This is a genomic window from Flavobacterium salmonis (assembly GCF_903819435.1).
GTDB classification, from domain to species: Bacteria; Bacteroidota; Bacteroidia; order Flavobacteriales; family Flavobacteriaceae; genus Flavobacterium; species Flavobacterium chungangense.
Genome location: NZ_CAIJDP010000074.1, coordinates 45,060 through 70,275 on the forward strand (window position 1 = coordinate 45,060; position 25,216 = coordinate 70,275).

A 25,216-nucleotide genomic window follows, 5' to 3' on the forward strand; every position below is an offset into this window, starting at 1 on the left:
ACTTAAATTATGAAAACAAATCGTAGCGTTTGCAACGCAGATAACTAAATCAAACTAACTTATAAAACCGTTGTATTTATTTTAAAAATCCGCGATATCGTTGCGTAAAAATATTAGATACATATCTTTTCTTGTCAATGATTTTTTTTATCAAATACTTCTCATGAAACCAACAGCCCTAGCCCAGATGGAAGCGGCATCCTTTTTCCGCCGGGGTTCGGCGGAAAAGATATAGCGGACAGCTGGAAATAGCTCCTGAAAATCCTTAAAATAAATAGGTTTCATTAGTGCGAAAATCCAAACGAAATACTAAGGATAATGATGCCGATTACGATGGTGGTGATGGCCACATAGAGGTAGTCTTTTTCGAGTAGAAAGGAAAATAACGACAGCAATACCCGAAATACGGGCGTGAGGAACAAAAGTATGATTCCGGAGAAGATGATCGAGTCACCTTTGCCCTGAATCAGTCCCTGGTAAATGGAGGCGATTACTTCGAAAATGTTTTTGTCTTTTTCTATAAATACCGAGTAGTCTTCGATTTCCTGACCGTGGTGCAACAGATAAACGATGCCTCCAATGGCGGCTACAGACAATGCTGTCCAAACGCCGTAGCGCAATAAATTGCCTATAATGTTCTGAAAATCTTTTTCCTGAGATATATTGGGTGTCATGTTTTTAGATTTTTCCGTTAATGCCATTGTAAATCATGTTTATTGCCAGTACAAAAATGAGACAGGCGAAGAAAATGCGGAGTTTCTTAGGGTTGGTTCTCACCAGAATTTTGGCTCCTGCCATTGCTCCAAACAGCACCCCGATTACGACCGGCATACAAATTCCGGGTTCGATATAACCTTTCTGAATGTAAATTACAGAACTCGCCATTGCGGTAACGCCCATCATAAAATTGCTGGTGGTGGTAGAAACCTTAAACGGAATTCGCATGATATTGTCCATAGCAATTACTTTGAAAGCCCCGGAACCGATCCCTAATAATCCGGACATCATTCCGGCGATGCCCATCATGCTGAAGCCACCAATTACATTTTTTGTTCCGTATGCTACAACTTCTCCGTCATGAGTAGGATAAGTTCAGTTCAGATGCAGTTTTTTGGCTAGCGGACTGGATTCTAAAACGATATGCTCTTCTTTTTTTCGGAGTGAATTAACAGCCGAGAAAATAAGTGTGAGTCCGAATAAAACGGCGATAAAAGAGGTTGGTGCTATCGTTGAAAGCAATGCTCCGCCAACAGCTCCAATTGTAGTGGCAATTTCGAGGAATATCCCGAGACGCATATTGGTAATTCCTTCTTTTACATAAGCTGCCGCAGAACCTGATGACGTTGCTATAACTGATACCAAAGCCGCACCAATGGCATAATGGATATCGACTCCGAGGATGATTGTGAGAAGTGGTATGATGATGATTCCGCCGCCTAATCCGGATAAGGAGCCTACAAAACCGGCTAAAAAAGCCCCTAAAAGCATAATCAGGGTGAATGTTAATACTGTCATTGTTGTATGTTTTTTGCTAATTTACAAATACATACTGTTTTTGGCATCATTAAGTTTTATTGTGAAAGGATAAAATGGTTTTGTAGTGATTAAAGTGTTTGATTATCAGTAGTATTATGGAACGCTTAAAAATGCCTTAAAAAAAATCAGCGTGATAAAATAGTTGTTTAACAAGGGCTTCGACGGAGTTTATCCTGAGCGAAGGCGAATGGGCTCAGCCTGACATCTGTTTTCAATTCACAAATTATTTCTCTCAAATTAATAAATGCAAAAAATACACTTCCCGAAAAGGCTTGTAGCCAAAATACTGTAGAAGTTCGCAGTATTATGGCATAAACATTGAAAACTCAGTGCCTAATTTTCTTAATTTAGAATAAAAACAAAGGAAATAAGAGTATTTTTGTACCCGAAAAACACATCCGTTTTAGGTTATAAATTCAAATCAGAATGTCAATAATTAAGGAGTTAGAACAACTGTCTGCATCATTAGAAGGAACACTTTTATACGATGATCTTCATAAAACGCTTTATTCAACCGATGCTTCGGTGTACCGAATTAAACCGAATGCCGTAGCTATACCAAAAACAACTGCGGATATTGCCAAACTGATAAAGTTTGCAGCAGATCATAGCATTTCGGTTACACCAAGAACTGCGGGAACCTCACTGGCAGGACAGGCAGTAGGAGACGGATTGGTAATTGATGTTTCGAAGCATTTTACTAAAATTATTTCGTTTGATGCCGAAAAGAAAACCGTTACCGTTCAGCCCGGTGTTATTCGCGATGAGCTGAATTTATTCTTAAAATCTCACGGTGTATTTTTCGCTCCAATCACATCAACCTCAAACCGCGCCATGATTGGCGGAATGGTGGGAAATAATTCTTCGGGTACCACTTCTATTCGATACGGTGTAACGCGTGATAAAATTGCTGAAGTTAAAGCAATTTTGAGCGACGGCTCTGAAGTGGTTTTTAAAGACCTGACTTCGGCTGAATTTATCGAAAAGACCAAAGGTGATACTTTAGAAAATAAAATATACAAAACGATTTACGACGAACTTTCGATTAAAGAAGCGCAGGAAGAAATTGTAAAAGAGTTTCCAAAACCTGAAATTCACAGGAGAAACACCGGTTATGCGGTTGATATTCTGCTAAAATCGGAATTGTTTGGCGGAACAGAACCAACAATCAACCTTGGAAAACTGCTTTGCGGAAGCGAAGGAACTTTGGCTTTTACGACCGAAGTGACCCTAAAAGTGGACGATCTGCCACCTGCACACAGTATTATGGTGGTAGGACATTATCATACGATTCAGGAATCTTTAGAGTCGGTTGTGGTCGCAATGAAACATCATTTGTACACTTGCGAAATGATTGACGATACTATTTTGGATTGTACCAAAACGAATCGGGAACACGTAAAAAACCGTTTCTTTTTACAAGGCGAACCCAAAGCGATTATGATGTTTGAAGTCGCGGGTCATACTTTGGAAGAAGCCGAAAAGCAAGCCGATGCTTTAATTGCCGATCTAGAAAAAAACAATTTTGGTTATGCCAATGTAAAGATTTACGGAGCTGATATTGACAAAGCCAACGAACTGAGAAAAGCCGGACTTGGTCTTTTAGGAAGTATAGTAGGTGACAATAAAGCGGCGGATTCAATTGAGGATACAGCGGTTGAATTGAGCGATTTACCAGCCTATATTGCAGAGTTTTCGGCGATGATGTTAAGCCACGGACAGGAAGCGATTTATTATGCACATGCCGGTGCGGGAGAATTGCACTTGCGTCCTGTTTTGAATTTGAAGAAGACCGAAGATTTAAAATTATTCAGAACCATTGCAACGGAAGTAGCACATTTGGTAAAAAAATACAGAGGTTCATTAAGTGGTGAACATGGCGACGGAATTGTACGCGGGGAATTTATTCCGTTTATGATTGGCGAAAAGAATTACGAATTGCTGAAAAGAATCAAACTGGCATTCGATCCGAATTCGGTTTTGAATATCGGGAAGATTGTAAATGCACTCAAAATGGACGAAAATCATCGCGTAGTTTCAGGCAGAATTGAACCTGATATTAAAACATTTCAGGATTTCTCAGATAGTTTGGGAATTTTGCGTGCTGCCGAAAAATGCAACGGCTCGGGCGATTGCAGAAAATTACCATCGGCAGGGGGAGCTATGTGTCCGAGTTATCGTGCGACCAAAAATGAAAAGGAAACTACGCGTGCGAGAGCTAATGCACTACGTGAATATTTGACGTATTCTGAAAAAGAAAATAAATTTGACCAGAAAGAATTATACGAAGTTTTTGAGTTGTGTGTAAGCTGTAAAGCCTGTGCCAGCGAATGTCCGAGTAATGTGGACGTAGCAACTTTAAAAGCCGAATTTTTATACCAATACCAAAAAGCAAACGGATTCTCAACCCGAAATAAGATTTTTGCCAACAATGCCAAACTGAACAAAATGGGAAGCAAATTCCCGGCAATTACCAATTTTATTTCGAATCAGTCATTGGTAAAAAAAACAATGGGAATTGCACCGGAAAGACAAGTGCCGTTATTGGCAAAAAAGACTTTTAGGAAATGGTTCGCCAATAATAAACCAATAAAAACTGATTTCCCGAATGGGAGGTTGTATTTATTTGTAGATGAATTCACGAATTATTACGACGTAAATATCGGAATCGATGCTTTCGAATTATTGACAAAATTAGGTTATCAGGTTTTAGTTATCGATCATGAAGAAAGCGGAAGAACATATCTTTCGAAAGGATTTTTGGAAGAAGCTAAGAAAATTGCCAATCACAACGTGAATGTCTTTAAAGATTTGGTTTTAGGAAATGCACCTTTGGTCGGAATTGAACCTTCGGCGATTTTGACTTTTAGGGATGAATATTTACGTTTGGCAGATGATAAGGATGCTGCAGAAAAATTATCCCGAAATGCTTTTACAATTGAAGAATTCTTCAAAAAAGAAATCATCGACGGAAAAATCACTCCTGATTCTTTTTCGGAAGAAACTAAAGAAATCAAAATTCACGGACATTGCCACCAGAAATCATTGAGTTCTGTTGAAGCAACTTTTGCGATGCTGAATTTGCCTAAAAATAACACGGTCACCATTTACAATTCAGGCTGTTGCGGAATGGCGGGATCTTTTGGTTATGAAAAAGAACATTATCAGGTGAGTATGCAGATGGGTGAAGATACTTTATTTCCAAAAGTTCGTAATACAGCCGAAAATGTAAAAATTGCAGCAGCAGGAACGAGTTGTCGTCATCAGATTTATGATGGAACGAGTCGTGAAGCTCAGCATCCGGTAAGTATTTTGCGTAGTTGTTTGAAATAAAAACGGTTTTGAATTATTTAATTAAACCATTATAATGAAGTTTTATTTATACATAATTTTATTTTTTACTTTTTCCCTAAATGGACAAAATAAACTGGATTGTTCTAAATGTTCATCTGAAATTATCGATGAAAATAAATTAAAAAAGGAAGATCTTTTTTCCTTAAAATTATTGAAGAACGAAATTTATGCAAGAAAAGGATATGTATTTTCCAATCCGGAATATTCAGATGTTTTTAAGAAATTCAATTGGTACAATCCAATAAATGACAATAAAAGTATTGTTTACTCAGACATTGAACTAAAGAATATTGCAATTTTAAACCGAAGAATTAATGAAATTTCAGAATTTCTTGAAAAGGAAAAAAATAGTAAATACAAGGCATTTTCGCCTGAAAAAATAAATCAAATTTTTACGAAAGAAAAAAGAAAAGAACTAGGGATTAATTTTAGTATTTGGAAAGTTTACAATTACAAGGACAAAACTGGCGAGTATTATTTGGTGCTGACAGAAGATAAATTTAAGGAGCCTGTTGATGGTAATAATTTTAACAATGCAGTCAGGGCATTAAATTTTAAAATTGAAAATGAGCACTGGACAAAAACTTTCGAAACGAATGATTTTAAAGAAAGTCATGAGCAGAGTATTTGGTTTTGGTCGAGATATATTTATGTTGAAGATTTTGATCATGACGGAATTATTGATCCGATTATAATTTATGGTACTAGCGGACTTAATTTATACGATGATGGGAGAATTAAAATTCTATTGTATTATAAAGGTAAAAAGATAGGTATCCGGATTCAAAATGGAGTTCTTGATGACGAAAGAAATTTTAATGTAGATGCTGACTTTTATAATCTCCCAAAGATAATACAGGAAAAAATTGTAGCGCAAATGTATTTAATGGTCGAAAACAACCACTCTATTTTACCTTACGGATGGCAAAAAAAGATGGCAAAAAAAATGACTTTCATCGCTGAACAGTAATTTAGAAAATCAATTTACATATAATCTAGTATTTGAGTATTAATAAATCTGCATTATCTGCAAGAGAAAATTTATAGTTCCAGATAAAAATCTATGGTTATCTCTTTAAACAGTAGCAAAAAATCACTTCAAGCTTACTTTTTTCCCTGTTTCAGCGGCTTTATAGATGGCATTGATGACTTTTATGTCTTTTAGGCCTTCTTCACCAGTGATGTGATTGGGGAGTTTTTTATTTTCTAAAATGAACTTACAAATTTCATCCATTTGAGTCTGCTGCTGGTTTATCACGGGGAATTTCAATTCTTTTTCAGATGTTTTTCCTTTAAAAGGGCCATAACTCAAAGCGGGACTCAACTCGAATGAACCTTCATCTGCTGATGCATACAATCTGTCAATATTGTAATTAACAGAAGTATTACAATTTGCAACAGCCCCGCTTGGAAACTCCATTTGCCATGAAATACTTTCTTCTGTTTCAGAAAAAATTTGTTTGTTATATACCGTGCCAAATTGTGCCGTTACGGCAATTGGTTCTTCGCCCAAAATATAACGGCTGGCTTGAATACAATAAACCCCTAAATCCATTAAAGGCCCGCCACCGGATAATTTTTTATTAAGCCTCCATTCATTTCGGTCACTGAAATTCACAGTGCTTTTTGTATCAAGCGGATCATGTATTTTATAACCAAGGGAAGCTTCTATAAAACGTACTTGTCCAAAAACTTTTTCCTGCCCCATTCGTTTAATTTCTAAGTGAGTTGGTTCGTAATGCAAACGATAACCAATCGCTAATTGAACATTATTTTCATTACAGGTTTTGATCATCTCTTCACAATCTTTGACAGAAATTGCCATAGGTTTTTCTGTAATTACATGTTTGCCGGCTTTTGCAGCACGAATTGTAAAATCTTTATGGAGTCCGTTTGGTGTTACAACATAGACCAAGTCAATGTCTTTGTTTTTTATAATCTCATCGAAGTTCTCGTAGTTATAAATATTCTTATCAGGAATGTTATACTGGCTCTTCCATTTTACAGCTTTTGCCTGAGTTCCCGTAACTATTCCTGCAAGAGTGCAATACTCAGAAATCTGAATTCCTTTTGCCAGCATTGAGGCATAATTACCAAGACCACACAATGCAATGTTTAATTTTTTCCCGGTGTCTGGAATTTTATTCACTTCTGGTGCTGATAAAAACGAAGGAAGAGTTGTTACAATCACCGAAGCACCAACTCCCATTCCAAATTTATTTACAAATGAACGTCTTGAAATTTTCGCCATAAATTTACTTTAAATTAGTATTGATTTATAAGTAAACCATTTCTGTAAAATGTTACAAAGGAGAGGTTATAAAATGTTTCTGGTTAGCTTAATGAGACTTTGTTTCCTGTTTCAGCAGCTTTGTAAATTGCATTAATAATCTTAATGTCTTTCAATCCTTCTTCTCCTCTAATATGGTCCGGAAGTTTTTTGTTTTCCAGTAATAATTTAGAAATTTCATCCAATTGTCTTTGCTGTTGTTTGATTGGTGGAAATTTTAGAGGTCCTTTAGAGGTCTTTCCTTCATAGGGGCCATAACTCAATCCCGGACTTAATTCAAAAGAGCCCTGATCTGCAGATGCATATGTTCTGTCAATATTGTAACCACAGGAAGTATTGCCATTTGCCATTGCACCGCTGGGAAATACCATTTGCCAGGAGATACTTTCTTCCGTTTCTGAAAATCTGTTTTTATCATTTATCGTTCCAAACTGAGCAGTAACCGAAATGGGTTCTTCTCCTAAAATATAACGGCTTGCCTGAATGCAATAAATTCCCAAATCCATTAAAGGACCTCCGCCGGATAATTTTTTGTTGAGTCTCCAGTTGGCAGGACTATTTATATCTACGGGCTTTTTGGCAATGGTATCATAAGTTTTATATCCGAGAGATGATTCTATATATCGTACTTGTCCGAAAACTTTCTCTTGCCCTAATCGCTTAATTTCTAAATGCGTCGGTTCGTAATGCAAACGATATCCAATGGCCAGCTGAACTTTATTATCGTTACAGGCTTTGATCATTTCTTCGCATTCTTTTACAGTAATTGCCATTGGTTTTTCAGTGATAACATGTTTTCCTGCTTTGGCAGAACGGATAACAAAATCTTTATGAAGACTATTAGGTAGGATTACATAAACCATGTCAATATCTTTATTCTTTATAATCTCATCGAAATTTTCATAATTGTAGATGTTCTTATCGGGAATATTGTATTTTTCTTTCCATTTAATGGCTTTTGAAGGCGTTCCTGTTACTATTCCGGCAAGATGGCAATATTCAGAACCCTGCATGGACTCTGCTACTATGTTGGCATAAATTCCTAAGCCGCACAGGGCAAGATTTATTTTTTTTCCTGTATACGGCAGGTTATCCGGTTCAGGTGCAGATAAAAATGAAGGAAGGGTTGTTACTATAACGGAAGCACCAACACCAATTCCAAATTTATTTACAAATGAGCGTCTTGTGATTTTTTCCATAAAATTATTCTTTTGGTTAAATACTAATTGTTAGTAAAGCTGTTTGTGAGAATGTTATATTTGTGTTCGTGTAAGCTACTCATACGTATCGAATTAGCATCAAATTAAAGAATTATAATGGTCTAGTCCTAAAAAAGTGCTACATATTATTGAGAAAAATATTAAGAAAAATTGTGCAATTCATGGTGAAAAAAATCTCACATAAACAAAATCGTTTTATATATTTGATTTCAGGATAATTTTTGCATTATTTGCAAAATAAAAGCGTAAAGTCTGAAATATATTAATTTTAAAACCAGAACCACATATGGCGTTATCAGGTTTATTCCGCAAAAAAACAGTACAGGATATTCTGAATCAAGTTGCAAAGAACGAAGCAGATGGACACAATGCATTAGGAAAGCACTTAACAACAAGGGATCTAACAGCATTTGGAATTGCAGCTATTATTGGGGCAGGAATTTTTAGTACCATCGGAAAAGCCAGTGCTGATGGCGGACCCGCTGTTATTTTTCTGTTTCTTTTTACAGCTTTAGCATGTAGTTTTGCAGCTTTTGCTTATGCCGAATTTGCTTCGATGGTTCCTGTTTCAGGAAGTGCTTACACTTATTCTTATGTAGCTTTCGGCGAATTAATAGCCTGGATTATTGGCTGGGCTTTAATTATGGAATATGCCGTAGGAAATATAACGGTTGCCATATCCTGGAGTGATTATTTTACGGGACTGCTCCAAAGTGGCGGTATTCGTTTGCCACAATGGATTCAGATGGATTATTTAACCGCTTCAAACGGTTATAAAGACGCAATGGCTTTAATGCAGGGGGGGAAAACTTTTGAAAATTTAGATGCAGGACTACAAACTGCTTATACAGCCTGGAAAACGGCACCTCAAATTGGTTCTTTCCATTTTGTAGCAGATTTACCGGCATTGTTCATAATCGTTTTAATTACAGCTTTGGTTTACCGTGGGATGAAAGAATCCCGTAATGCCAGTAACTTAATGGTAGTTGTGAAACTTTGTATTGTGCTTTTAGTTATCGCAGTTGGTGTAAAATATGTAGATACTGCTAATTGGGATCCGTTTGCACCAAATGGTGTAAGTGGGGTTTTAAAAGGAGTTTCGGCCGTTTTCTTTGCCTATATTGGTTTTGATGCAATTTCGACAACCGCTGAAGAATGCAAAAATCCACAACGTGATTTACCACGCGGAATGATGTGGGCCATTATTATTTGTACCATTTTATATATCGCGATTGCCTTAGTACTTACCGGAATGGTTCGTTATAACGAATTAAATGTTGGAGATCCGTTAGCGTTTGTTTTCGCTAAATTAGACTTAAAATGGATGTCAGGTATTATCGCTGTAAGTGCAGTAATTGCAATGGCTAGCGTTTTGTTGGTTTTTCAAATGGGGCAGCCAAGAATCTGGATGAGTATGAGCCGTGATGGTTTATTGCCTAAGAAATTTTCTACTGTACATCCAAAATTCAAAACGCCTTCTTTTGCTACAATTGTTACAGGTTTTGTAGTAGCAGTACCGGCTTTATTCTTAAACTTAACGATGGTAACCGATTTGTGCAGTATCGGAACCTTATTTGCTTTTGTATTGGTTTGTGCGGGAGTTTTGGTATTGCAGAACAAGCCGGAAATTCCAAGAGGAAAATTCAAAACACCATATGTAAACTCAAAATATATTTTGCCGGTTTTAATAATCTCCGGATTGTATTATGCTTTTACTTTCAACAATAAGGCAACTGTGGCTTTTATTAATAATGAAGCACAGACATTTGATGCAACAACAATTATTACATCCTTAAATAAAGAAGAATCTGCAAAAGTTTTAAATTATTTAGAAAATATTGATGTTAAAAATAAAACTGCCGAAACCTCAGATTTAGAACATTTATTGAGCCAATATCAGGACGACGAAGCTAAATATGCCGAAGTTGTAAAAGGTCTTCCAGTCAATGATTCTCTAAAATACGAATCAGGCTTCAGTTTATTCAAACACAAAATTCCAATGTGGATTTTTCTTTTTGTTCTGGTTGGATTAGCTGTTTGGGCATTCAGAAAAAATTTGTCTTTAATTCCGCTTTTGGGTTTAATCTGCTGTCTCTATATGATGGCAGAATTAAGCGTGTGGAACTGGATTTACTTTACAATCTGGTTACTAATCGGGTTATTGATTTACTTTACTTATAGCAGAAAAAATAGTAAACTGAACTTTGTAGTAAAGGTATAAGTTTAGGGTTATGAATTATAAATGGGAAGCCGTTCTGAGATTGGTCAGAACGGCTTTTTTATTTTTTTAACGCAGAATCTGCAGATTAACGCAGACTTTAATAGATTTTTTATAAACACATATTAATAAATCTGCTTTTAAAAAAACTTAGCGATTCTCTGCGAAAACCCCTCCGTGTATCTCTGTGAAATAACTTTTTACAAAACTCCAAGCTTCACCATACAAGCCTTCATCATCTGATAAGTACGCTGAATATCATTATCCAATCCAATCGAGAACCGAATCAAACCATCCGTCAGTCCCATTTCGTGTTGTTCTTCCAGCGGAATCTCACTAGAAGTCGAAGTTCCCGGCGCGCTGAATAACGTTTTATAAAATCCTAAACTGACTGCCAGATATCCCAAATTTCTATCCTGCATTAACTCCATCAATTCATTTGCCTTCGCTAAAGTTCCAACATCAATAGTCAGCATTCCGCCAAAGCCGTATTCTGGATTTATCATGGTTTTATACAATTCATGACTCGGGTGACTTTTCAATCCTGGATAAACCGTTTTTAAGCCGTCACTTTCAAATTTTTCAGCCAGATAAGCTGCATTGTGACTATGTTGTTTAATTCGAATATGAAGCGTTCTTAAATTTTTCATAACACTTGCAGAACGCAGACTGTCCATCGTTGGGCCTAAAAGCATACTTGCTCCGGAGTTTACATTCTTCAGCGAATTAATAAATTCTTTCGATGCACAGGTCACACCGCCAACAGTGTCACTACTTCCGTTAATGTATTTCGTTAGACTATGAATTACAATATCAGCACCCAATTTTGCCGGAGAAACAGATAAAGGCGAAAACGTATTATCAACAACCAATTTTAGATTGTGCTTTTTAGCAATTTTTGCTAACCCGCCAATATCAGCTACTTCCAAAAGCGGATTACTTACAGTTTCACAATACAAAACTTTAGTTTTAGAAGTAATTGCAGCTTCAACAACATCCAGTTTTGTAATGTCAATAAAACTTGTTTCAATACCAAAACGAGGCGTAAAATTCTTCAAAAAAGCATATGTTCCACCATAGATCGTTCTGCTGGAAACAATGTGGTCGCCCGCACCGCAAAGTTGTAATATAGTAGGTGTTATGGCTCCCATGCCTGATGCAGAAACATTTGCCGTTTCTGTTCCTTCCATCGCTGCCAAAGCCTGATCTAAATACAAGTTACTTGGCGACGAATGGCGTGAATACAAATAACAGCCTTCCATATTTCCTTCAAAAGTATCAAACATGGTTTTCGCCGAGAGAAAAGTATAAGTAGATGAATCAGAAATAGAAGGGTTTACACCGCCAAATTCACCAAAGTATTGCAAATCCTGAATTTTGTCTGCCGGATTAAAGTTTTTCATTTTTATGTCATTGCGAGGAACGAAGCAATCTCATCCTCAGGTTAGTATTTGTTATTTTTTGATTAAAATAGATTTTGGAATTGACTTTTGACATTGCAATTGATTTTTGCAATTGTTTAGAAGCTATTTCCTGCTGTTCCTTCCAATCTTTTGTGGCGAACCCCGCCACAAAAGGATTTCCCTTCCCATCAGGGCTAGTGCACCCGTTTTCAAAAGAAATCCTATTCAAAATAACAGTTTATTAGAAAATTAATCAATGATTATGATTATAATTAGATTTTAAAATTATTAAAATTAATTAATGTAGATTATTTGTCTAAATTTGATTTAGAAAACCCAAATCAATAGATTTTCTTTCATCTTATAAAATCAACAAAAATGACTTTAGACGCCACTGATAAAAAACTTCTGGTTTTATTACAAACCGACAGTAAAAAAACAACCAAAGAATTGTCCTTAAAACTCAACCTTTCGGTAACGGCTGTTTATGAACGTATAAAAAAGTTAGAGCGCGAAGGGATAATCAAAAACTATGTAGCGTTGGTCGATAAATCCAAAATCGAAAAAGGATTTGTAGTGTTCTGTCATTTAAAACTCATTCAGCATACCAAAGAATTCCTGACCAAATTCGAGAGTGAAGTCATCAAACTCAACGAAGTTTTAGAATGTCATCACGTAAGTGGCGATTACGATTATATATTAAAAGTATTAGTAAAAGACATGGAAGAATACAGAGAATTTCTGGTAACTAAACTAACCACTTTACAGCATATTGGAAGCACACAAAGTATGTTTATGATCAGCGAAGTGAAGAATTCGACGGTGATTTTCTAAGATTCTAACTTTAACTACAAGGTTTAGAGGGCAAAAAATTTTTATTTCAGGTTTCAGTTTCATCACTTTGCTTAGCAAAAAAATCTAAATAAAACTTTGCGAATCTTTACGTAAGCCGTTATGATTTTTGCGGTAAATTCACGGACCAAATTCACAACTAAAAAGCATTAAATTTGATTTAAAATGCTACGACAATGGAAACGAAAGAATTAAGACGTAAACTCATAAAAGATTTTGGAAAATTCATCGAAGACGATTCGAAATTAGAAATTTTAGAAAGTGTTTTTGATGCCATTAGTCATGATGAAAAAAAGTCAATTGTTTCCGATTCCCATTATGATTTGGTTGCTGAAGAAAGAGAAAAATATATTTCTGGAGAAAATCAGTCCGGTTCTTGGGAAGAAACCGAAAATCGCCTGAATGCGAAATATGGCTTTTAAGATTACTATTTTACCATTAGCAGAAAAAGAAATCGACGAATCTATTGAATTTTAGGAAAGCAGAAGTAAAGGTTTTTTGTAATTATTCATTCTGTTTTTCATACATCAAGAAATCCTCAAAGAAAACCCTGAGTTTTAACGTTGATAAAATCTGTCAAATTTTCCCGATATAAATTTTCCTATTTTTGAAAATCAATTTACAGGATTTTATAAATTTCAAATTCCTTAATCAAAAATCAAAAAAGAATCACTTTCTTTTCAAAAACTAAAGAAATCATAACAAAAAACCTTAAGCTTTAAACTTTAAACAAAACTTTATTCCTTAATTTTGTAACGCTAAAATAAAAAATAGAAAAACTATGAGTTCATTTGACGTAGTCATTATAGGTTCAGGTCCTGGCGGATATGTATCAGCAATTCGTTGCGCACAATTAGGTTTCAAAACTGCAATTGTAGAAAAGTATAACTCTTTGGGCGGAACCTGTCTTAATGTAGGTTGTATTCCTTCAAAAGCATTGTTATCATCTTCTCACCATTATGCGGAAATTGCACACTTTGCAGATCACGGAATCGAAGTTTCGGGTGATGTAAAAATCAATTTAGAGAAAATGATTGCCCGTAAGCAAGCAGTTGTAGACCAAACAGCAGGCGGAGTAAACTACTTAATGGATAAAAATAAAATCACTGTTTTTAATGGTTTGGGTTCTTTCGTAGACGCAACTCATATTTCTGTTGCAAAAGCTGACGGGACATCAGAAACTATCGAAGCAAAATATACTGTTATTGCAACAGGATCAAAACCATCTTCTTTGCCATTTATCAAAATTGATAAAGAAAGAATCATTACTTCTACTGAAGCTTTAGCTTTAAAAGAAGTTCCAAAACACTTGGTTATTATTGGTGGTGGAGTTATCGGAATCGAGCTTGGACAAGTTTACCTTCGTTTAGGAGCTCAGGTTTCTGTAGTGGAATTCATGGACAGAATTATTCCGGGAATGGATGGAGCGCTTTCTAAAGAATTAACTAAAGTATTGAAAAAACAAGGAATGAAATTCTATGTTTCTCACAAAGTAAAATCAGTTGAAAGAAACGGTGATGCTGTTACTGTTCAGGCTGAAAATGCAAAAGGAGAAACAATCACTCTTGAAGGAGATTATTCATTAGTTTCTGTTGGCCGTCGTCCGTACACAGACGGGTTAAACGCTGATAAAGCTGGAGTTAAAATCTCAGACAGAGGACAGGTAGAAGTAAACGATCATTTACAAACCAGTGTTCCAAATATCTACGCTATTGGTGATGTTGTTCGTGGAGCGATGTTAGCACATAAAGCCGAAGAAGAAGGAACTATGGTTGCTGAAATTTTAGCAGGTCAAAAACCACATATTGATTATAACTTAATTCCTGGTGTAGTGTACACTTGGCCGGAAGTTGCTGCAGTTGGACAAACTGAAGAGCAATTAAAAGCTGCCGGAGTTAAATACAAATCAGGAAGTTTCCCATTCAAAGCGTTAGGACGTGCAAGAGCAAGTGCTGACTTAGACGGATTTGTAAAAATCCTTGCTGATGAGAAAACAGATGAGGTTTTAGGAGTTCATATGATTGGGGCACGTACAGCTGATTTAATTGCTGAAGCGGTTACTGCAATGGAATTCAAAGCTTCAGCTGAAGATATTTCAAGAATGAGCCACGCACATCCAACTTTTGCGGAAGCGATAAAAGAAGCAGCATTAGCTGCTACTGAAAACAGAGCTATACACGTATAATATTTTAGGTAAATCATATTTTAGAAAACCGTCAGAATTCATCTGGCGGTTTTTTATTGTTTTACTATTTTGAAAATATAATAGGTTTCCTTGTTTTTTGTATAAACACTATAAGTAAGATTATCTTCATTGTATAGTTTGTATAAATATTTTTCGCCTTTAATGCTTAAATTTTTTCTGGATACATTATCACTTTCAATAAATTCCAACTCGAACTCGCAATTGCCTTGGTTTTTATAGTGTAGTTTTGAAAAAGTATTGTCTGAAAATTTTTCTACCCATAAATTATCTTTTAAAGTAACTTCTACTTTATTGCCATCATTTTCGACATAATAATACTTCGAAGTTTTACTGAAATTATTACATTCTTCTTTTGATATGATTTGTAAAGGTCTTTCATTTTGCATCGACCATGTACTCTCAGGTGATTTATTTGGAAAAAGTGCCACAAATTCATTGCAGTCTTTTTGCAATCTATAAAAGATTTGCGCAAATATTTTTTCTTGAATAATAGTGTCTTTAAATTTTGATAAATAGGGAGTAATGTGAGAATTATTGATAGTATTAATTCGAATTTCGTTATTTAAATTTTTGTCTTGAACTAATGATTTGCATATTTCATTATTTAGTGAATCTACAGCCTTGGTGTACTGTGATCTGGAATAAGAAGAATAAAACAGAATAATGAGAAAAATGTATGTTTTCATTTTTAGAGATTGATTAGTTATCAAATATAATTTTTTTGTTAGAATAGTATAAACTTTTTAAAATTAATGTTTTAACATGTAAGCCTTAAGTGAAATTTTGTAAAGAAAATATGCTTTTGGGATATTATCTTTAGAAGAAATAAAAAGAGAATATTATGAAAAACAGATATATAGTTCCAGTTTTGATTGGAGCAGGAATCTTATTAGCCTTGTACTCATGTGGAGGAGGAATTCCGAAGAAAGCAACTGCTATAACAAATTTTGACAGCGCAAAATATCTTGGTAAATGGTATGAAATCGCCAGATTAGATCATAAATGGGAAAGGGGTTTAGACAACGTGACTGCTGAGTATACTTTAAACGAAGACAAAACAATAAAAGTTGATAATAAGGGCTATGATTTTAAAAAAGGCAAATGGCAGCAGAGCATAGGCAAAGCTAAATTTGTTGGAAAAGAAAATATTGGCATGCTGAAGGTTTCATTTTTTGGTCCTTTTTATTCGGGGTATAATGTCATTGCAATTGATGAGGATTATAAATATGCTCTTGTTGCCGGAGAAAGTTTAAAATATATGTGGATACTTTCAAGAGAAAAAATAATTCCGGAAAATGTCAAAACGGATTTTCTTATGATAGCCCTTGAAATTGGCTATAAGACATCTGATTTGGTTTGGGTAAAGCATGAGAAGGCAAATTAAAAATAAACCCGACAGATTTTAAAGTCTGTCGGGGCTTTGTATTTTGAATTAAAATCTGGATCATGGAGTAAATACACTTTTATAGTTATCCCAATATCTGTAGATCAAAAATAAGTTAGCTAAGAATAATAATCCGGCAATCGGAAGACCTTCAGGTGCAAGAAAATAATTGATAAACAAGATGTTTACGGTTATAGGTAAAATCAAAATATTGGCTAATGATACAAAACGACCTGTGACGAAAGCTATTCCGCAAAGTAATTCAATAGATTTTGCCAAAGGGAGTAAATACGTTGAGGCAACTAAGCCTATATTAAAAGCCTTAAAATTACCGGTAGTTTCAGGTTCCGGGAAAAGATGAAAAAAATATCCAACAGAAGAAACAAGTAACAAAAGACCAATCAGAACGCGGACAATAATAGTAGCAATTTTCATAATACTTAGGATTTTTTAAGGTTAAAAAATATAAATAAGCTATTGGAAAAGATACAAACTGAAAGTCTCAAATTAAATCACAAATATATTTTTTGTGGTATTTTTTAAGAATTTTATAATTAAACAAATCTAATTTTAGGATTGGTTTAATTCTATATCAAATATAATAAATTTTTCTTATGAAAATGCTAATTTATTGCCGATTAATGTTTCTTCAGATACTTCTTGTAAAGGAAAAATCCGCCAATGCTTATTAAGATAAATGGCCACAGATTAACGAAGAAAACTAAGATTGACTGTAAAATATACCAGCCGCTTTTTAGGGAGTCTATTATCTGGATTCCAAGGTTTGGTTTGTAAGCAGCAGGATCTTTTTCACCGGCAATTATTTCTTGCTTTATTGTTTCGTTTTGATAAAGTTGTAAAGTTACCGTGCTGAAATTAATTTGATCCTGAAGTGATAAATTATCAATAGTGCGATTATCGTTTGCTTCTTTTTGGTTTGCCAAAATATTCTCTGCTTCCATAATATCATTGATTTTTTTGCCCTTCTCGTCAATTGCTTTTTCGACTCTTTTTTCGGTATTGGTACTTCTTTTTTGAGAAAGCTGATTTGATAATAATTTCAGTGAAACATCATCGGCTTTGATTACTCTGAAATCAAGGAAGTCAATTTGTTTGGCAATAGTTTTGATAACCGTATCGAGCTGTGTATTGGGAACGCGGATTGTAATGTTGTTTTCTACTGTAAATTTAGTAGTTTCAAGTGTGCTGTCCTGACTGATTTTGGTTTTAATCTGATTCTGAATAGTACTTTGTAAATTGGTATAGGTAACAAACCCGCCAAATTTTTGGGTAGCATTTTCAATTGCATAAGTTGACCTGACGACGTTTTTAACCTTGAATTTGATATCAGCAGTTCGAATGAATTTCTGTTTGCTGTCTTTTTTTTCGACTGCTGCCGATGATGAAATAGCTGTGCTGGATAAACCAGCTGTACTGTCGGTTGTTGCGTAATCTGCTTTTTCTTCTGCTGTTGCATCTGCTTTTTTGCAGGAAAATAATACTGCGGTAACAACTAAGGTGGTCAAACCTAATTTTGCAATTGTTTTCATAAAGTTTTTAAATGTTGATTAATAAATGTTTTTGTATAAAGGGTAAGTAATGTTTAAACCAAACGGCAAGAAAAGTTTTAAGAATTACTGTTAATTCGATATACTAAAAAGTGTGCCAATATTTTTTTGATATTACTTATTGAAGGAATTTTTTTGTCGTAATTTTGAAATCTAAAATTGATTCATTTTTGAGAGTTTCCATTCACAAGCACATTCCGGATCCGGGGCAGTTTAAGCAACAGCTTTTAAGTTGGTCACAACAATTTCGAGAGGTTATTTTTTTGGATAGCAATACTTATCCGCAAGAATATTCCAACTTCGATTGTATGATGGCTGTTGATGCTTTTACATCTTTAAAAACAGATTTTCATAATGCGTTTGAGGATTTAAAACAGTATCAGCAAACTACAAAAGACTGGCTTTTTGGTTATTTGTCTTATGATCTTAAAAATGATACAGAATCTTTAAAATCATCCAATTTTGACGGACTGTACTTTCCGGATTTGTTTTTCTTTCAGCCTAAAAAGATTTTTTTATTGAAAGAAAACCATCTTGAAATCAGCTATTTGTCGCTTTGTGATGATGAGGTTGAAGAGGATTTTGAGGAAATTATTCAAAGTAAAAATGATTCTTTCGAAACGTTGGACAGAGTACAAGTGCAACAACGAATTTCAAAAGAATTATATCTTCAAAAAGTAACAAAAATGCTGGAACACATTCACGCAGGTGATATGTACGAAGCTAATTTTTGTATGGAATTTTTTGCCGAAAATGCCGTTATCAATCCATTGGAAAAATTTCAAAAACTGAATGAGATTTCAAAAGCGCCATTTTCAGTTTTCTTTAAGAATAACAAACATTTTTTGCTTTCTGCGTCACCGGAACGTTACTTGAAAAAAGATGGTGATGCCATCATTTCTCAGCCTATCAAAGGAACTTCAAAACGATTTCCGGATCCTTTAGAAGATGAAAAATCAAAGCAATTTCTGAAATCAGATGCCAAAGAACGTGCTGAAAATATCATGATAACCGATTTGGTTCGAAATGATTTATCGCACACAGCACAAAAAGGTTCAGTAGAAGTTAAGGAACTCTGCAAAATTTATTCCTTCTTGCAGGTACATCAAATGATTTCTACAGTAACTTCAAAATTACATCCTAAATATTCTCCTGTAGATGTTTTAAAAACAACTTTTCCAATGGGAAGTATGACGGGTGCTCCAAAAATTTCGGTAATGAAAATTATTGAAAATCTTGAGGAAACCAAGCGTGGTTTGTATAGTGGAGCAGTAGGTTACTTTTCACCCGAAGGAGATTTTGATTTTAATGTAGTGATTAGGAGTATTTTGTATAATCAGGAAAATAAATACGTCTCGTTTTCCGTTGGGAGTGCTATTACAGCGCAATCTGTACCTGAAAAAGAATATGAAGAATGTTTATTAAAGGCCAAAGCAATGTCTGAGGTATTATCAGGTTTAATTTGAAAATAATAAATTAGAAAGTGTCTGTTTATGAAATTAATTTTGAAAGCATATAATTTAAAACTAAAGCACACTTTTAGAATTTCAAGAAAATCAATAGATTTTCAGCCTTCCCTAATAGTAGAATTACAGGATAATGGATTTTCGGGGTATGGTGAAGCAACTTCAAATCCGTATTATAATATTACGGTTGAAATTTTGCAGTATGATATTGAAAAAATCCGTGATATTATAGAAGCAGCGTCTCATGAAACTCCCGAAGAATTTTGGTTGAAAATAAATCCGTTTTTAAAAGACAATCCTTTTGCTTTATGTGCCCTGGATAATGCGTATAATGATTTGTATGCACGAAAAAATGGTAAAAAGCTGTATGAATTATGGAATTACAATATTAGTCATAATCCGTTGACTAACTATACCATTGGGATAGATACTATTGAAAATATGGTCCTAAAGATGAAAGGATTTCCATGGCCGATTTATAAAATAAAGTTAGGAACTTCTGAGGATATTGAAATTGTAAACGAATTGCGAAAACACACCAATGCCATTTTTAGGGTCGATGCCAATTGCGCCTGGACTGTTGATGAAACCCTGAAAAATGCAATTATTCTGAAAAACTTAGGTGTTGAATTTATTGAACAGCCTTTGAAAGCGGATGACTGGTATGGGCATAAAGAAGTTTTTGAAAATGCTGTTTTGCCTGTTATAGCTGATGAAAGTTGTATTACAGAATCAGATGTTGCAAAATGTCACAATCATTTTCATGGTGTAAACATAAAATTGATGAAATGCGGAGGAATTACTCCGGGAAGAAGAATGATTGCCGAATCTAAAAAACGGGGACTAAAAATAATGGTGGGCTGTATGACAGAATCTACTGTCGGAATTTCAGCAATAGCGCATTTGTTGCCGGAATTAGATTATGTTGACATGGATGGTTCTCTATTGCTGGCAGAAGATATTGCTGGCGGTGTAACAATAAAAAACGGGAAAACTTATTATCCGGACAGAGCAGGAACAGGAGTGATTTTATTCTAATATTTCCTTTTAAAATAGTGTACCTTTGCAAAATAAACGATGCTGAGGAAGAACAAATAAAACTTGAAACCTCAAACCCGAAACAAAACAAAAAATGACGAACAACGATATCTTAAAAAAACTTCGCGTGGCTTTGATGCTCCGTGACGACCAAATAGTTGAAATTTTAGAATTAGTAGATTTTAGAATTACAAAATCTGAATTAGGAGCTTTTTTCAGAGCAGAAGATCATCCTAATTATATGGAATGCGGCGATCAGGTTTTGCGTAATTTCCTAAACGGATTAGTAATTCATTTAAGAGGAACAAAAGAAAATCCTAAAAATCCAAATGATGTTTTAGCAAAGCATAAAGCTGAGATTCCGAAGAAAGATAATACGAAAGAAAGACCTGAGTTTAAAGATGCGCCAAAAGACAGTGAAAGAGGAAGAGGTGATCAAAGTCCTTCAAAGTCTGGTTCGGCAGCTAAAAAACCTAAAAAGAAAGAATTTCCAAAAGGAAATGGAAAACCATCTGTTGTAGAAAAAGTAGTTTACAAAAATGGTAAGAATAAAAAATAAAAATTCAGATGTGTTTTATACAATGCATCTTCGATTTTACATTCAAAAAACCATTCGCCAAGAATGGTTTTTTTTATATCTTATTCTGGTCGATTCTATAAAAGAAAGCATCTTTGAACGTAGCACCAATCGGCAATTCTTTTCCATTAATAAAAACAGAAAAACTGTCTGTAGATTCGATTTGTTTTAAAGCGATAACATAGGATTTATGTATCTGAATGAAATTTCTTTCCGGCAATGATTCGATTATATTTTTTAAAGAAGAATGTGTGATAATTTGCTGTTTTTTAGTATGAATACAAACATAATTCTGAAGGCTTTCTATAAATGTAATGTCTTCTGTAAATAATTTCTGAAATTTATTTTTACCATCTGTTTTTATAAAAATAAAATCAGAGGAATTAAAGGTTGGGACTTCGGTTTTGGTCTCAATATTCAATTTTGTGGCAGCCTGATAAAAGCGCTCAAAAGCAATTGGTTTCAATAAATAATCCGTTGCATTTAGTTCAAAACCTTCTAAGGCAAAGTCAGGATATGCCGTTGTAAAAATGACTTTGATATCTTTAGAAATAATTCTGGAAATCTGCAAACCTGTTAATTGCGGCATTTGGATATCCAAAAAAATAACATCGACTTTATTTGAATTTAAAAACTCCAAAGCTTTTAAGGAATCATTAAAAATGCCCACTTCTTCAAGAAAGGAAACTTTTTCAACATAGCTTTTTAAGATACGGGTTGCCGGTGGTTCATCATCCACAATGATACATTTAAGCTTCATGATTAGTTGTTTAAAGGAATTTTTAAATACGTTTTAAAGGTATTGTTTTCTGACGTTTTCTCAAGTATAAATTGATCTTTGTATGCATATTCCAAACGTTTGGTAAGATTCTCAAAACCAATTCCGGTCGAAGAATAATTTTCGCCTCCAACATTGTAATTAAAGGTAGAAATTGCTAAGAAATCGTCTTTTATTTTGATTGAAATAATTGCTTTTTCATCCCGATTATTAAGCTTTCCATGTTTGAAAACATTTTCAACGAAATGTATTAAGGCAGCCGGAATAATTTTTTCGGTCGTGTAATTTCCTTCAATCTCAAAATTTAAATAGAGCTGATCTTCAAATCTTTTCTTTTGTAAATGAATATAATTTTCTATAAACTGAATTTCTTTAGAGAGTAAAACCTCTTCTTTATCTGTTTCTGTAATGACGTAACGAAGCAAATCGGACAAGACCAAGATATCCGAAGCCATTTCATCCTCTTTCAAAATCAGCTGGCTATAAAATGAATTCAGAGTATTAAACAAAAAATGTGGACTTACCTGAGATTTCAGCATTTGTAATTCGGCTTTTTTATTCTCTAAAATCAATTGTTGATTTAGTTTGTATGTATTCTGAAATTGCCAAAATAAATAGCTTAAAGCACTTAAAATAATCGCTGGTAAACCAAAGAAGAAATTGTCACGGATATAATACGTTACTTCTCTTGTTTTTTCGGCATAATTATGAATTCCTGTAAGTTCAAAAACGATAACTTCCTGTAAAAAATAACGAATTCCCGCAAAAATCAATAATGAAACAGGAATACTCAATAGGTAGAATACTATTTTCTTTTTATTAAAAAACCAATCACAAAAAGTATAAAAATTAAGAATATAAACGATGAAAATTGACAGAATAAAAGTCACATTAAATGAGAAATATATAGTGCTGAAAACGAAATCCATTTCGCGATTATTTACTCCAATATCCCAAAGATAGAAAGTGATAAATAGTCCCAGGAAAAGTATGATATGATAATAGAAAGGAATTTTTAGCTTCATAATGATTTTATTATTCCTTCAAAAATACAACTATGAGTTTACATGAATACGATATTTATATAAAACGATTATTTTTCGGGATGAACTGTCAAAAACAATACATGAAAATTTTCAAGACCAAATTTCCAATGTTAGTGATTTGGAATTTGGTGTTCATCAAAAACTAAAAATTTAGCCGAAAAGCAAATGTAGATTTGTGATAAATTTAAAACAAATCATCATGAAAAAAATCGCTTTATTATTAGTTTTGACAATTGTATTCAACACTGTTTCTGCTCAATCAAAGAAGAAGCAAATATTATTACTAGGAACTTTCCATTTTGAGAATCCGGGACTTGATGTTGCCAAAGTAAATACCTTTAATGTAATGTCAGACAAGAGCCAGAAAGAATTGGAAAACATAACAAATAAGATTAAGAAGTTTGGTCCGAATAAAATTTTTATTGAATGGAATTATCAAAAACAAGACAATCTGGATAAATTCTACAATAAAAATACGGATAGTTTACTGCACAAAGATGCAGATGAGATAGTTCAATTGGCCTTAAGATCGGCTAAGAAACTTGGGCATAAAAAACTTTATGGAATTGATTACAACAATGCTGATTTTCCGTATGACAGTTTGGTAAAAGGAATGAAAGAAGCCAATCAATTCGATTTAATCAGGAAGAATGAAGAAACAATGAAGTATTATCAAACAGATCACAATAAAAAGATTACGAAGTATTCTTTGACTGAATTGCTTTTGGATACAAATACAAAAGCATCAATTGAAGGCAATATTGGCTGGTATCTTCAAACCGCTATTAAAGGAGGGAAGAAAGATAATTTTGTTGGAGCCTTTTTAGTCTCTGAATGGTATAGAAGGAATCTGTATATGTATGCTTTAATTCAAAAACTTACTGAAAGTCAGGATGATAAAATAATGGTTTTATTAGGAGCCGGACATACAGCAATGATTAGGGAATTTGTAGAACATAATCCTGAATTTGAAATTGTGGAACTGGCAACTGTTTTAAAATAATAACAAGACAACTACAAACAAAAAATCCATTCGTTTTTACGAATGGATTTTTATATATAACTAATTTCTTATTTGATTAAGAAAGAGCAGCTTTAACCTGGTCAGCAGCTTCCTGAAATTGAACAGCTGATAAGATTGGCATACCAGAGTTGTCAATTAATTCTTTTGCAATTTCAGCATTTGTTCCTTGTAAACGAACGATGATTGGCACATTGATAGCGTCTCCCATGTTTTTGTAAGCATCAACAACACCCTGAGCAACACGGTCACAACGAACGATTCCTCCAAAGATGTTAATTAAGATTGCTTTTACGTTTGGATCTTTCAGGATAATTCTGAAAGCAGTTTCAACACGTTTAGCATCAGCAGTTCCACCAACGTCCAAGAAGTTAGCGGGCTCAAAACCAGCGTATTTAATTAAATCCATAGTTGCCATTGCAAGACCAGCTCCGTTTACCATACATCCTACAGTACCGTCAAGATCTACATAGTTCAAACCTACTTCTTTAGCTTCAACTTCGATTGGATTCTCCTCACGGATATCACGCATTTCAGCATATTTCGGTTGTCTGTATAAAGCATTATCATCGATATTTACTTTAGCATCAACAGCCATAATTTTGTTGTCAGATGTTTTTAAAACAGGGTTGATTTCAAACATAGAAGCATCAGAACCAATGTAAGCATTGTATAATGAATCGATGAATTTAACCATTTCTTTGAAAGCATTTCCGGAAAGTCCTAAGTTAAAAGCAATTCTTCTTGCCTGAAAACCTTGTAATCCAACAGACGGATCAACTTCTTCTGTAAAAATTAAGTGTGGTGTGTGTTCAGCAACTTCTTCAATGTCCATTCCACCTTCAGTAGAATACATGATCATGTTACGACCTGTAGCTCTATTCAATAAAACAGAAACATAGAATTCAGAAGTTTCACTTTCACCAGGATAGTAAACATCTTCAGCTACTAAAACTTTGTTTACTTTTTTACCCTCAGCAGAAGTTTGAGGTGTAATCAATTGCATTCCGATGATTTGTCCTGCGATTTCTTCAACTTGTTGCAAGTTTTTAGCTAACTTAACTCCACCACCTTTTCCACGACCACCTGCGTGAATTTGTGCTTTTATTACATGCCATCCTGTTCCGGTTTCGGCAGTTAATTGTTTTGCAGCAGCTACAGCTTCAACTGCATTATTAGCCACAATTCCGCGTTGAATGCGTACTCCGTAACTTGCTAAAATTTCTTTTCCTTGATATTCGTGTATGTTCATAATATAG

At 34.3% G+C, this 25,216-nt stretch carries 21 protein-coding genes and 1 pseudogene; 11 read left to right on the forward strand and 11 right to left on the reverse strand.

Annotated elements, in window-relative coordinates; translation table 11 throughout:
• Positions 1–284 precede the first annotated feature (284 nt).
• Both FLACHUCJ7_RS14690 and FLACHUCJ7_RS14695 read right to left on the reverse strand, forming a co-directional pair.
• Positions 285–701 (reverse strand): DUF1634 domain-containing protein, encoded by a 417-nt coding sequence (locus FLACHUCJ7_RS14690; protein WP_230408839.1) that lies wholly within the window; start codon positions 699–701, stop codon positions 285–287.
• Positions 679–1,515: pseudogene (locus FLACHUCJ7_RS14695) on the reverse strand (sulfite exporter TauE/SafE family protein). Before FLACHUCJ7_RS14695 ends, FLACHUCJ7_RS14690 begins: the two are co-directional and overlap by 23 nt.
• 447 nt (positions 1,516–1,962) lie before the next feature.
• On the opposite strand from FLACHUCJ7_RS14695, the gene FLACHUCJ7_RS14700 reads away from it, so the two are divergent.
• Both FLACHUCJ7_RS14700 and FLACHUCJ7_RS14705 read left to right on the forward strand, forming a co-directional pair.
• Positions 1,963–4,869, forward strand: a complete 2,907-nt coding sequence (locus tag FLACHUCJ7_RS14700; protein ID WP_180909407.1) for an FAD-binding and (Fe-S)-binding domain-containing protein — start codon at positions 1,963–1,965, stop codon at positions 4,867–4,869.
• Between the two features lie 34 nt (positions 4,870–4,903).
• On the forward strand, positions 4,904–5,860 hold the full coding sequence (locus FLACHUCJ7_RS14705; RefSeq protein ID WP_078227765.1) for a YARHG domain-containing protein: 957 nt from the start codon (positions 4,904–4,906) through the stop codon (positions 5,858–5,860).
• 123 nt (positions 5,861–5,983) lie between these two features.
• On the opposite strand, the gene FLACHUCJ7_RS14710 is transcribed toward FLACHUCJ7_RS14705, so the two are convergent.
• Complete coding sequence (locus FLACHUCJ7_RS14710) at positions 5,984–7,141, reverse strand: Gfo/Idh/MocA family protein (protein WP_180909408.1); 1,158 nt, start codon at positions 7,139–7,141, stop codon at positions 5,984–5,986.
• An 83-nt stretch (positions 7,142–7,224) separates the two neighbouring features.
• Complete coding sequence (locus FLACHUCJ7_RS14715) at positions 7,225–8,379, reverse strand: Gfo/Idh/MocA family protein (RefSeq protein ID WP_180909409.1); 1,155 nt, start codon at positions 8,377–8,379, stop codon at positions 7,225–7,227.
• Positions 8,380–8,686: 307 nt separating this feature from the next.
• On the opposite strand from FLACHUCJ7_RS14715, the gene FLACHUCJ7_RS14720 reads away from it, so the two are divergent.
• Positions 8,687–10,621 (forward strand): amino acid permease, encoded by a 1,935-nt coding sequence (locus tag FLACHUCJ7_RS14720; protein WP_180909410.1) that lies wholly within the window; start codon positions 8,687–8,689, stop codon positions 10,619–10,621.
• Positions 10,622–10,818: 197 nt separating this feature from the next.
• Here FLACHUCJ7_RS14720 and FLACHUCJ7_RS14725 read toward each other — a convergent pair whose 3' ends face one another.
• Entirely contained in the window at positions 10,819–12,021 is a 1,203-nt protein-coding gene (locus FLACHUCJ7_RS14725; RefSeq protein ID WP_180909411.1) for an aminotransferase class I/II-fold pyridoxal phosphate-dependent enzyme, read from the reverse strand.
• A 378-nt stretch (positions 12,022–12,399) separates the two neighbouring features.
• Between FLACHUCJ7_RS14725 and FLACHUCJ7_RS14730 the strand changes: the two genes are divergently transcribed.
• From FLACHUCJ7_RS14730 to lpdA, 3 genes are all read left to right on the forward strand, one after another.
• A complete protein-coding gene (locus tag FLACHUCJ7_RS14730) occupies positions 12,400–12,855 on the forward strand; it encodes an Lrp/AsnC family transcriptional regulator (protein WP_180909412.1) in 456 nt (151 codons plus the stop codon).
• A 194-nt stretch (positions 12,856–13,049) separates the two neighbouring features.
• Entirely contained in the window at positions 13,050–13,295 is a 246-nt protein-coding gene (locus FLACHUCJ7_RS14735) for a hypothetical protein (RefSeq protein WP_180909413.1), read from the forward strand.
• Between the two features lie 359 nt (positions 13,296–13,654).
• A complete protein-coding gene (gene lpdA, locus FLACHUCJ7_RS14740; RefSeq protein ID WP_031453701.1) occupies positions 13,655–15,058 on the forward strand; it encodes a dihydrolipoyl dehydrogenase in 1,404 nt (467 codons plus the stop codon).
• A gap of 53 nt (positions 15,059–15,111) precedes the next feature.
• Here the strand turns inward: lpdA and FLACHUCJ7_RS14745 are convergent, their stop codons facing one another.
• Positions 15,112–15,765 carry a glycosyltransferase family protein gene (locus FLACHUCJ7_RS14745; protein WP_180909414.1) on the reverse strand — a complete coding sequence of 218 codons (654 nt, stop codon included), beginning with the start codon at positions 15,763–15,765 and terminating at the stop codon, positions 15,112–15,114.
• 155 nt (positions 15,766–15,920) lie between these two features.
• On the opposite strand from FLACHUCJ7_RS14745, the gene FLACHUCJ7_RS14750 reads away from it, so the two are divergent.
• Positions 15,921–16,463, forward strand: a complete 543-nt coding sequence (locus tag FLACHUCJ7_RS14750) for a lipocalin family protein (protein WP_078227774.1) — start codon at positions 15,921–15,923, stop codon at positions 16,461–16,463.
• 60 nt (positions 16,464–16,523) lie between these two features.
• Here the strand turns inward: FLACHUCJ7_RS14750 and FLACHUCJ7_RS14755 are convergent, their stop codons facing one another.
• Complete coding sequence (locus FLACHUCJ7_RS14755) at positions 16,524–16,898, reverse strand: DoxX family membrane protein (RefSeq protein WP_078227775.1); 375 nt, start codon at positions 16,896–16,898, stop codon at positions 16,524–16,526.
• A 203-nt stretch (positions 16,899–17,101) separates the two neighbouring features.
• Entirely contained in the window at positions 17,102–18,013 is a 912-nt protein-coding gene (locus FLACHUCJ7_RS14760) for a DUF4349 domain-containing protein (protein WP_180909415.1), read from the reverse strand.
• Positions 18,014–18,201: 188 nt separating this feature from the next.
• Here FLACHUCJ7_RS14760 and FLACHUCJ7_RS14765 point away from each other — a divergent pair, with 188 nt between their 5' ends.
• The 3 genes from FLACHUCJ7_RS14765 (at position 18,202) to FLACHUCJ7_RS14775 (ending at position 21,094) form a co-directional block, all read left to right on the forward strand.
• The gene (locus FLACHUCJ7_RS14765; RefSeq protein WP_180909416.1) at positions 18,202–19,497 is read left to right on the forward strand and encodes an anthranilate synthase component I family protein; all 1,296 of its coding nucleotides are present in this window, start codon (positions 18,202–18,204) and stop codon (positions 19,495–19,497) included.
• Between the two features lie 27 nt (positions 19,498–19,524).
• A complete protein-coding gene (locus tag FLACHUCJ7_RS14770) occupies positions 19,525–20,535 on the forward strand; it encodes a dipeptide epimerase (RefSeq protein WP_180909417.1) in 1,011 nt (336 codons plus the stop codon).
• A gap of 94 nt (positions 20,536–20,629) precedes the next feature.
• A complete protein-coding gene (locus FLACHUCJ7_RS14775) occupies positions 20,630–21,094 on the forward strand; it encodes a DUF1456 family protein (protein WP_180909418.1) in 465 nt (154 codons plus the stop codon).
• A gap of 73 nt (positions 21,095–21,167) precedes the next feature.
• Here FLACHUCJ7_RS14775 and FLACHUCJ7_RS14780 read toward each other — a convergent pair whose 3' ends face one another.
• Positions 21,168–21,872: a LytR/AlgR family response regulator transcription factor gene (locus FLACHUCJ7_RS14780; protein ID WP_078227778.1), complete on the reverse strand. Its 705-nt coding sequence runs from the start codon at positions 21,870–21,872 to the stop codon at positions 21,168–21,170.
• Between the two features lie 2 nt (positions 21,873–21,874).
• Positions 21,875–22,915, reverse strand: a complete 1,041-nt coding sequence (locus tag FLACHUCJ7_RS14785; RefSeq protein WP_180909419.1) for a sensor histidine kinase — start codon at positions 22,913–22,915, stop codon at positions 21,875–21,877.
• A 220-nt stretch (positions 22,916–23,135) separates the two neighbouring features.
• Between FLACHUCJ7_RS14785 and FLACHUCJ7_RS14790 the strand changes: the two genes are divergently transcribed.
• A complete protein-coding gene (locus tag FLACHUCJ7_RS14790) occupies positions 23,136–23,939 on the forward strand; it encodes a DUF5694 domain-containing protein (protein ID WP_180909420.1) in 804 nt (267 codons plus the stop codon).
• A 76-nt stretch (positions 23,940–24,015) separates the two neighbouring features.
• Here the strand turns inward: FLACHUCJ7_RS14790 and sucC are convergent, their stop codons facing one another.
• Positions 24,016–25,209 carry an ADP-forming succinate--CoA ligase subunit beta gene (gene sucC, locus FLACHUCJ7_RS14795; protein ID WP_035684436.1) on the reverse strand — a complete coding sequence of 398 codons (1,194 nt, stop codon included), beginning with the start codon at positions 25,207–25,209 and terminating at the stop codon, positions 24,016–24,018.
• Positions 25,210–25,216 lie beyond the last annotated feature (7 nt).

Coding starts and splice junctions, on each gene's coding strand:
- FLACHUCJ7_RS14690 (WP_230408839.1), bottom strand. CDS start 701: ATGGCATTAACGGAAAAATCTAAAAACATGACACCCAATATATCTCAG.
- FLACHUCJ7_RS14700 (WP_180909407.1), top strand. CDS start 1,963: ATGTCAATAATTAAGGAGTTAGAACAACTGTCTGCATCATTAGAAGGA.
- FLACHUCJ7_RS14705 (WP_078227765.1), top strand. CDS start 4,904: ATGAAGTTTTATTTATACATAATTTTATTTTTTACTTTTTCCCTAAAT.
- FLACHUCJ7_RS14710 (WP_180909408.1), bottom strand. CDS start 7,141: ATGGCGAAAATTTCAAGACGTTCATTTGTAAATAAATTTGGAATGGGA.
- FLACHUCJ7_RS14715 (WP_180909409.1), bottom strand. CDS start 8,379: ATGGAAAAAATCACAAGACGCTCATTTGTAAATAAATTTGGAATTGGT.
- FLACHUCJ7_RS14720 (WP_180909410.1), top strand. CDS start 8,687: ATGGCGTTATCAGGTTTATTCCGCAAAAAAACAGTACAGGATATTCTG.
- FLACHUCJ7_RS14725 (WP_180909411.1), bottom strand. CDS start 12,021: ATGAAAAACTTTAATCCGGCAGACAAAATTCAGGATTTGCAATACTTT.
- FLACHUCJ7_RS14730 (WP_180909412.1), top strand. CDS start 12,400: ATGACTTTAGACGCCACTGATAAAAAACTTCTGGTTTTATTACAAACC.
- FLACHUCJ7_RS14735 (WP_180909413.1), top strand. CDS start 13,050: ATGGAAACGAAAGAATTAAGACGTAAACTCATAAAAGATTTTGGAAAA.
- lpdA (WP_031453701.1), top strand. CDS start 13,655: ATGAGTTCATTTGACGTAGTCATTATAGGTTCAGGTCCTGGCGGATAT.
- FLACHUCJ7_RS14745 (WP_180909414.1), bottom strand. CDS start 15,765: ATGAAAACATACATTTTTCTCATTATTCTGTTTTATTCTTCTTATTCC.
- FLACHUCJ7_RS14750 (WP_078227774.1), top strand. CDS start 15,921: ATGAAAAACAGATATATAGTTCCAGTTTTGATTGGAGCAGGAATCTTA.
- FLACHUCJ7_RS14755 (WP_078227775.1), bottom strand. CDS start 16,898: ATGAAAATTGCTACTATTATTGTCCGCGTTCTGATTGGTCTTTTGTTA.
- FLACHUCJ7_RS14760 (WP_180909415.1), bottom strand. CDS start 18,013: ATGAAAACAATTGCAAAATTAGGTTTGACCACCTTAGTTGTTACCGCA.
- FLACHUCJ7_RS14770 (WP_180909417.1), top strand. CDS start 19,525: ATGAAATTAATTTTGAAAGCATATAATTTAAAACTAAAGCACACTTTT.
- FLACHUCJ7_RS14775 (WP_180909418.1), top strand. CDS start 20,630: ATGACGAACAACGATATCTTAAAAAAACTTCGCGTGGCTTTGATGCTC.
- FLACHUCJ7_RS14780 (WP_078227778.1), bottom strand. CDS start 21,872: ATGAAGCTTAAATGTATCATTGTGGATGATGAACCACCGGCAACCCGT.
- FLACHUCJ7_RS14785 (WP_180909419.1), bottom strand. CDS start 22,915: ATGAAGCTAAAAATTCCTTTCTATTATCATATCATACTTTTCCTGGGA.
- FLACHUCJ7_RS14790 (WP_180909420.1), top strand. CDS start 23,136: ATGAAAAAAATCGCTTTATTATTAGTTTTGACAATTGTATTCAACACT.
- sucC (WP_035684436.1), bottom strand. CDS start 25,209: ATGAACATACACGAATATCAAGGAAAAGAAATTTTAGCAAGTTACGGA.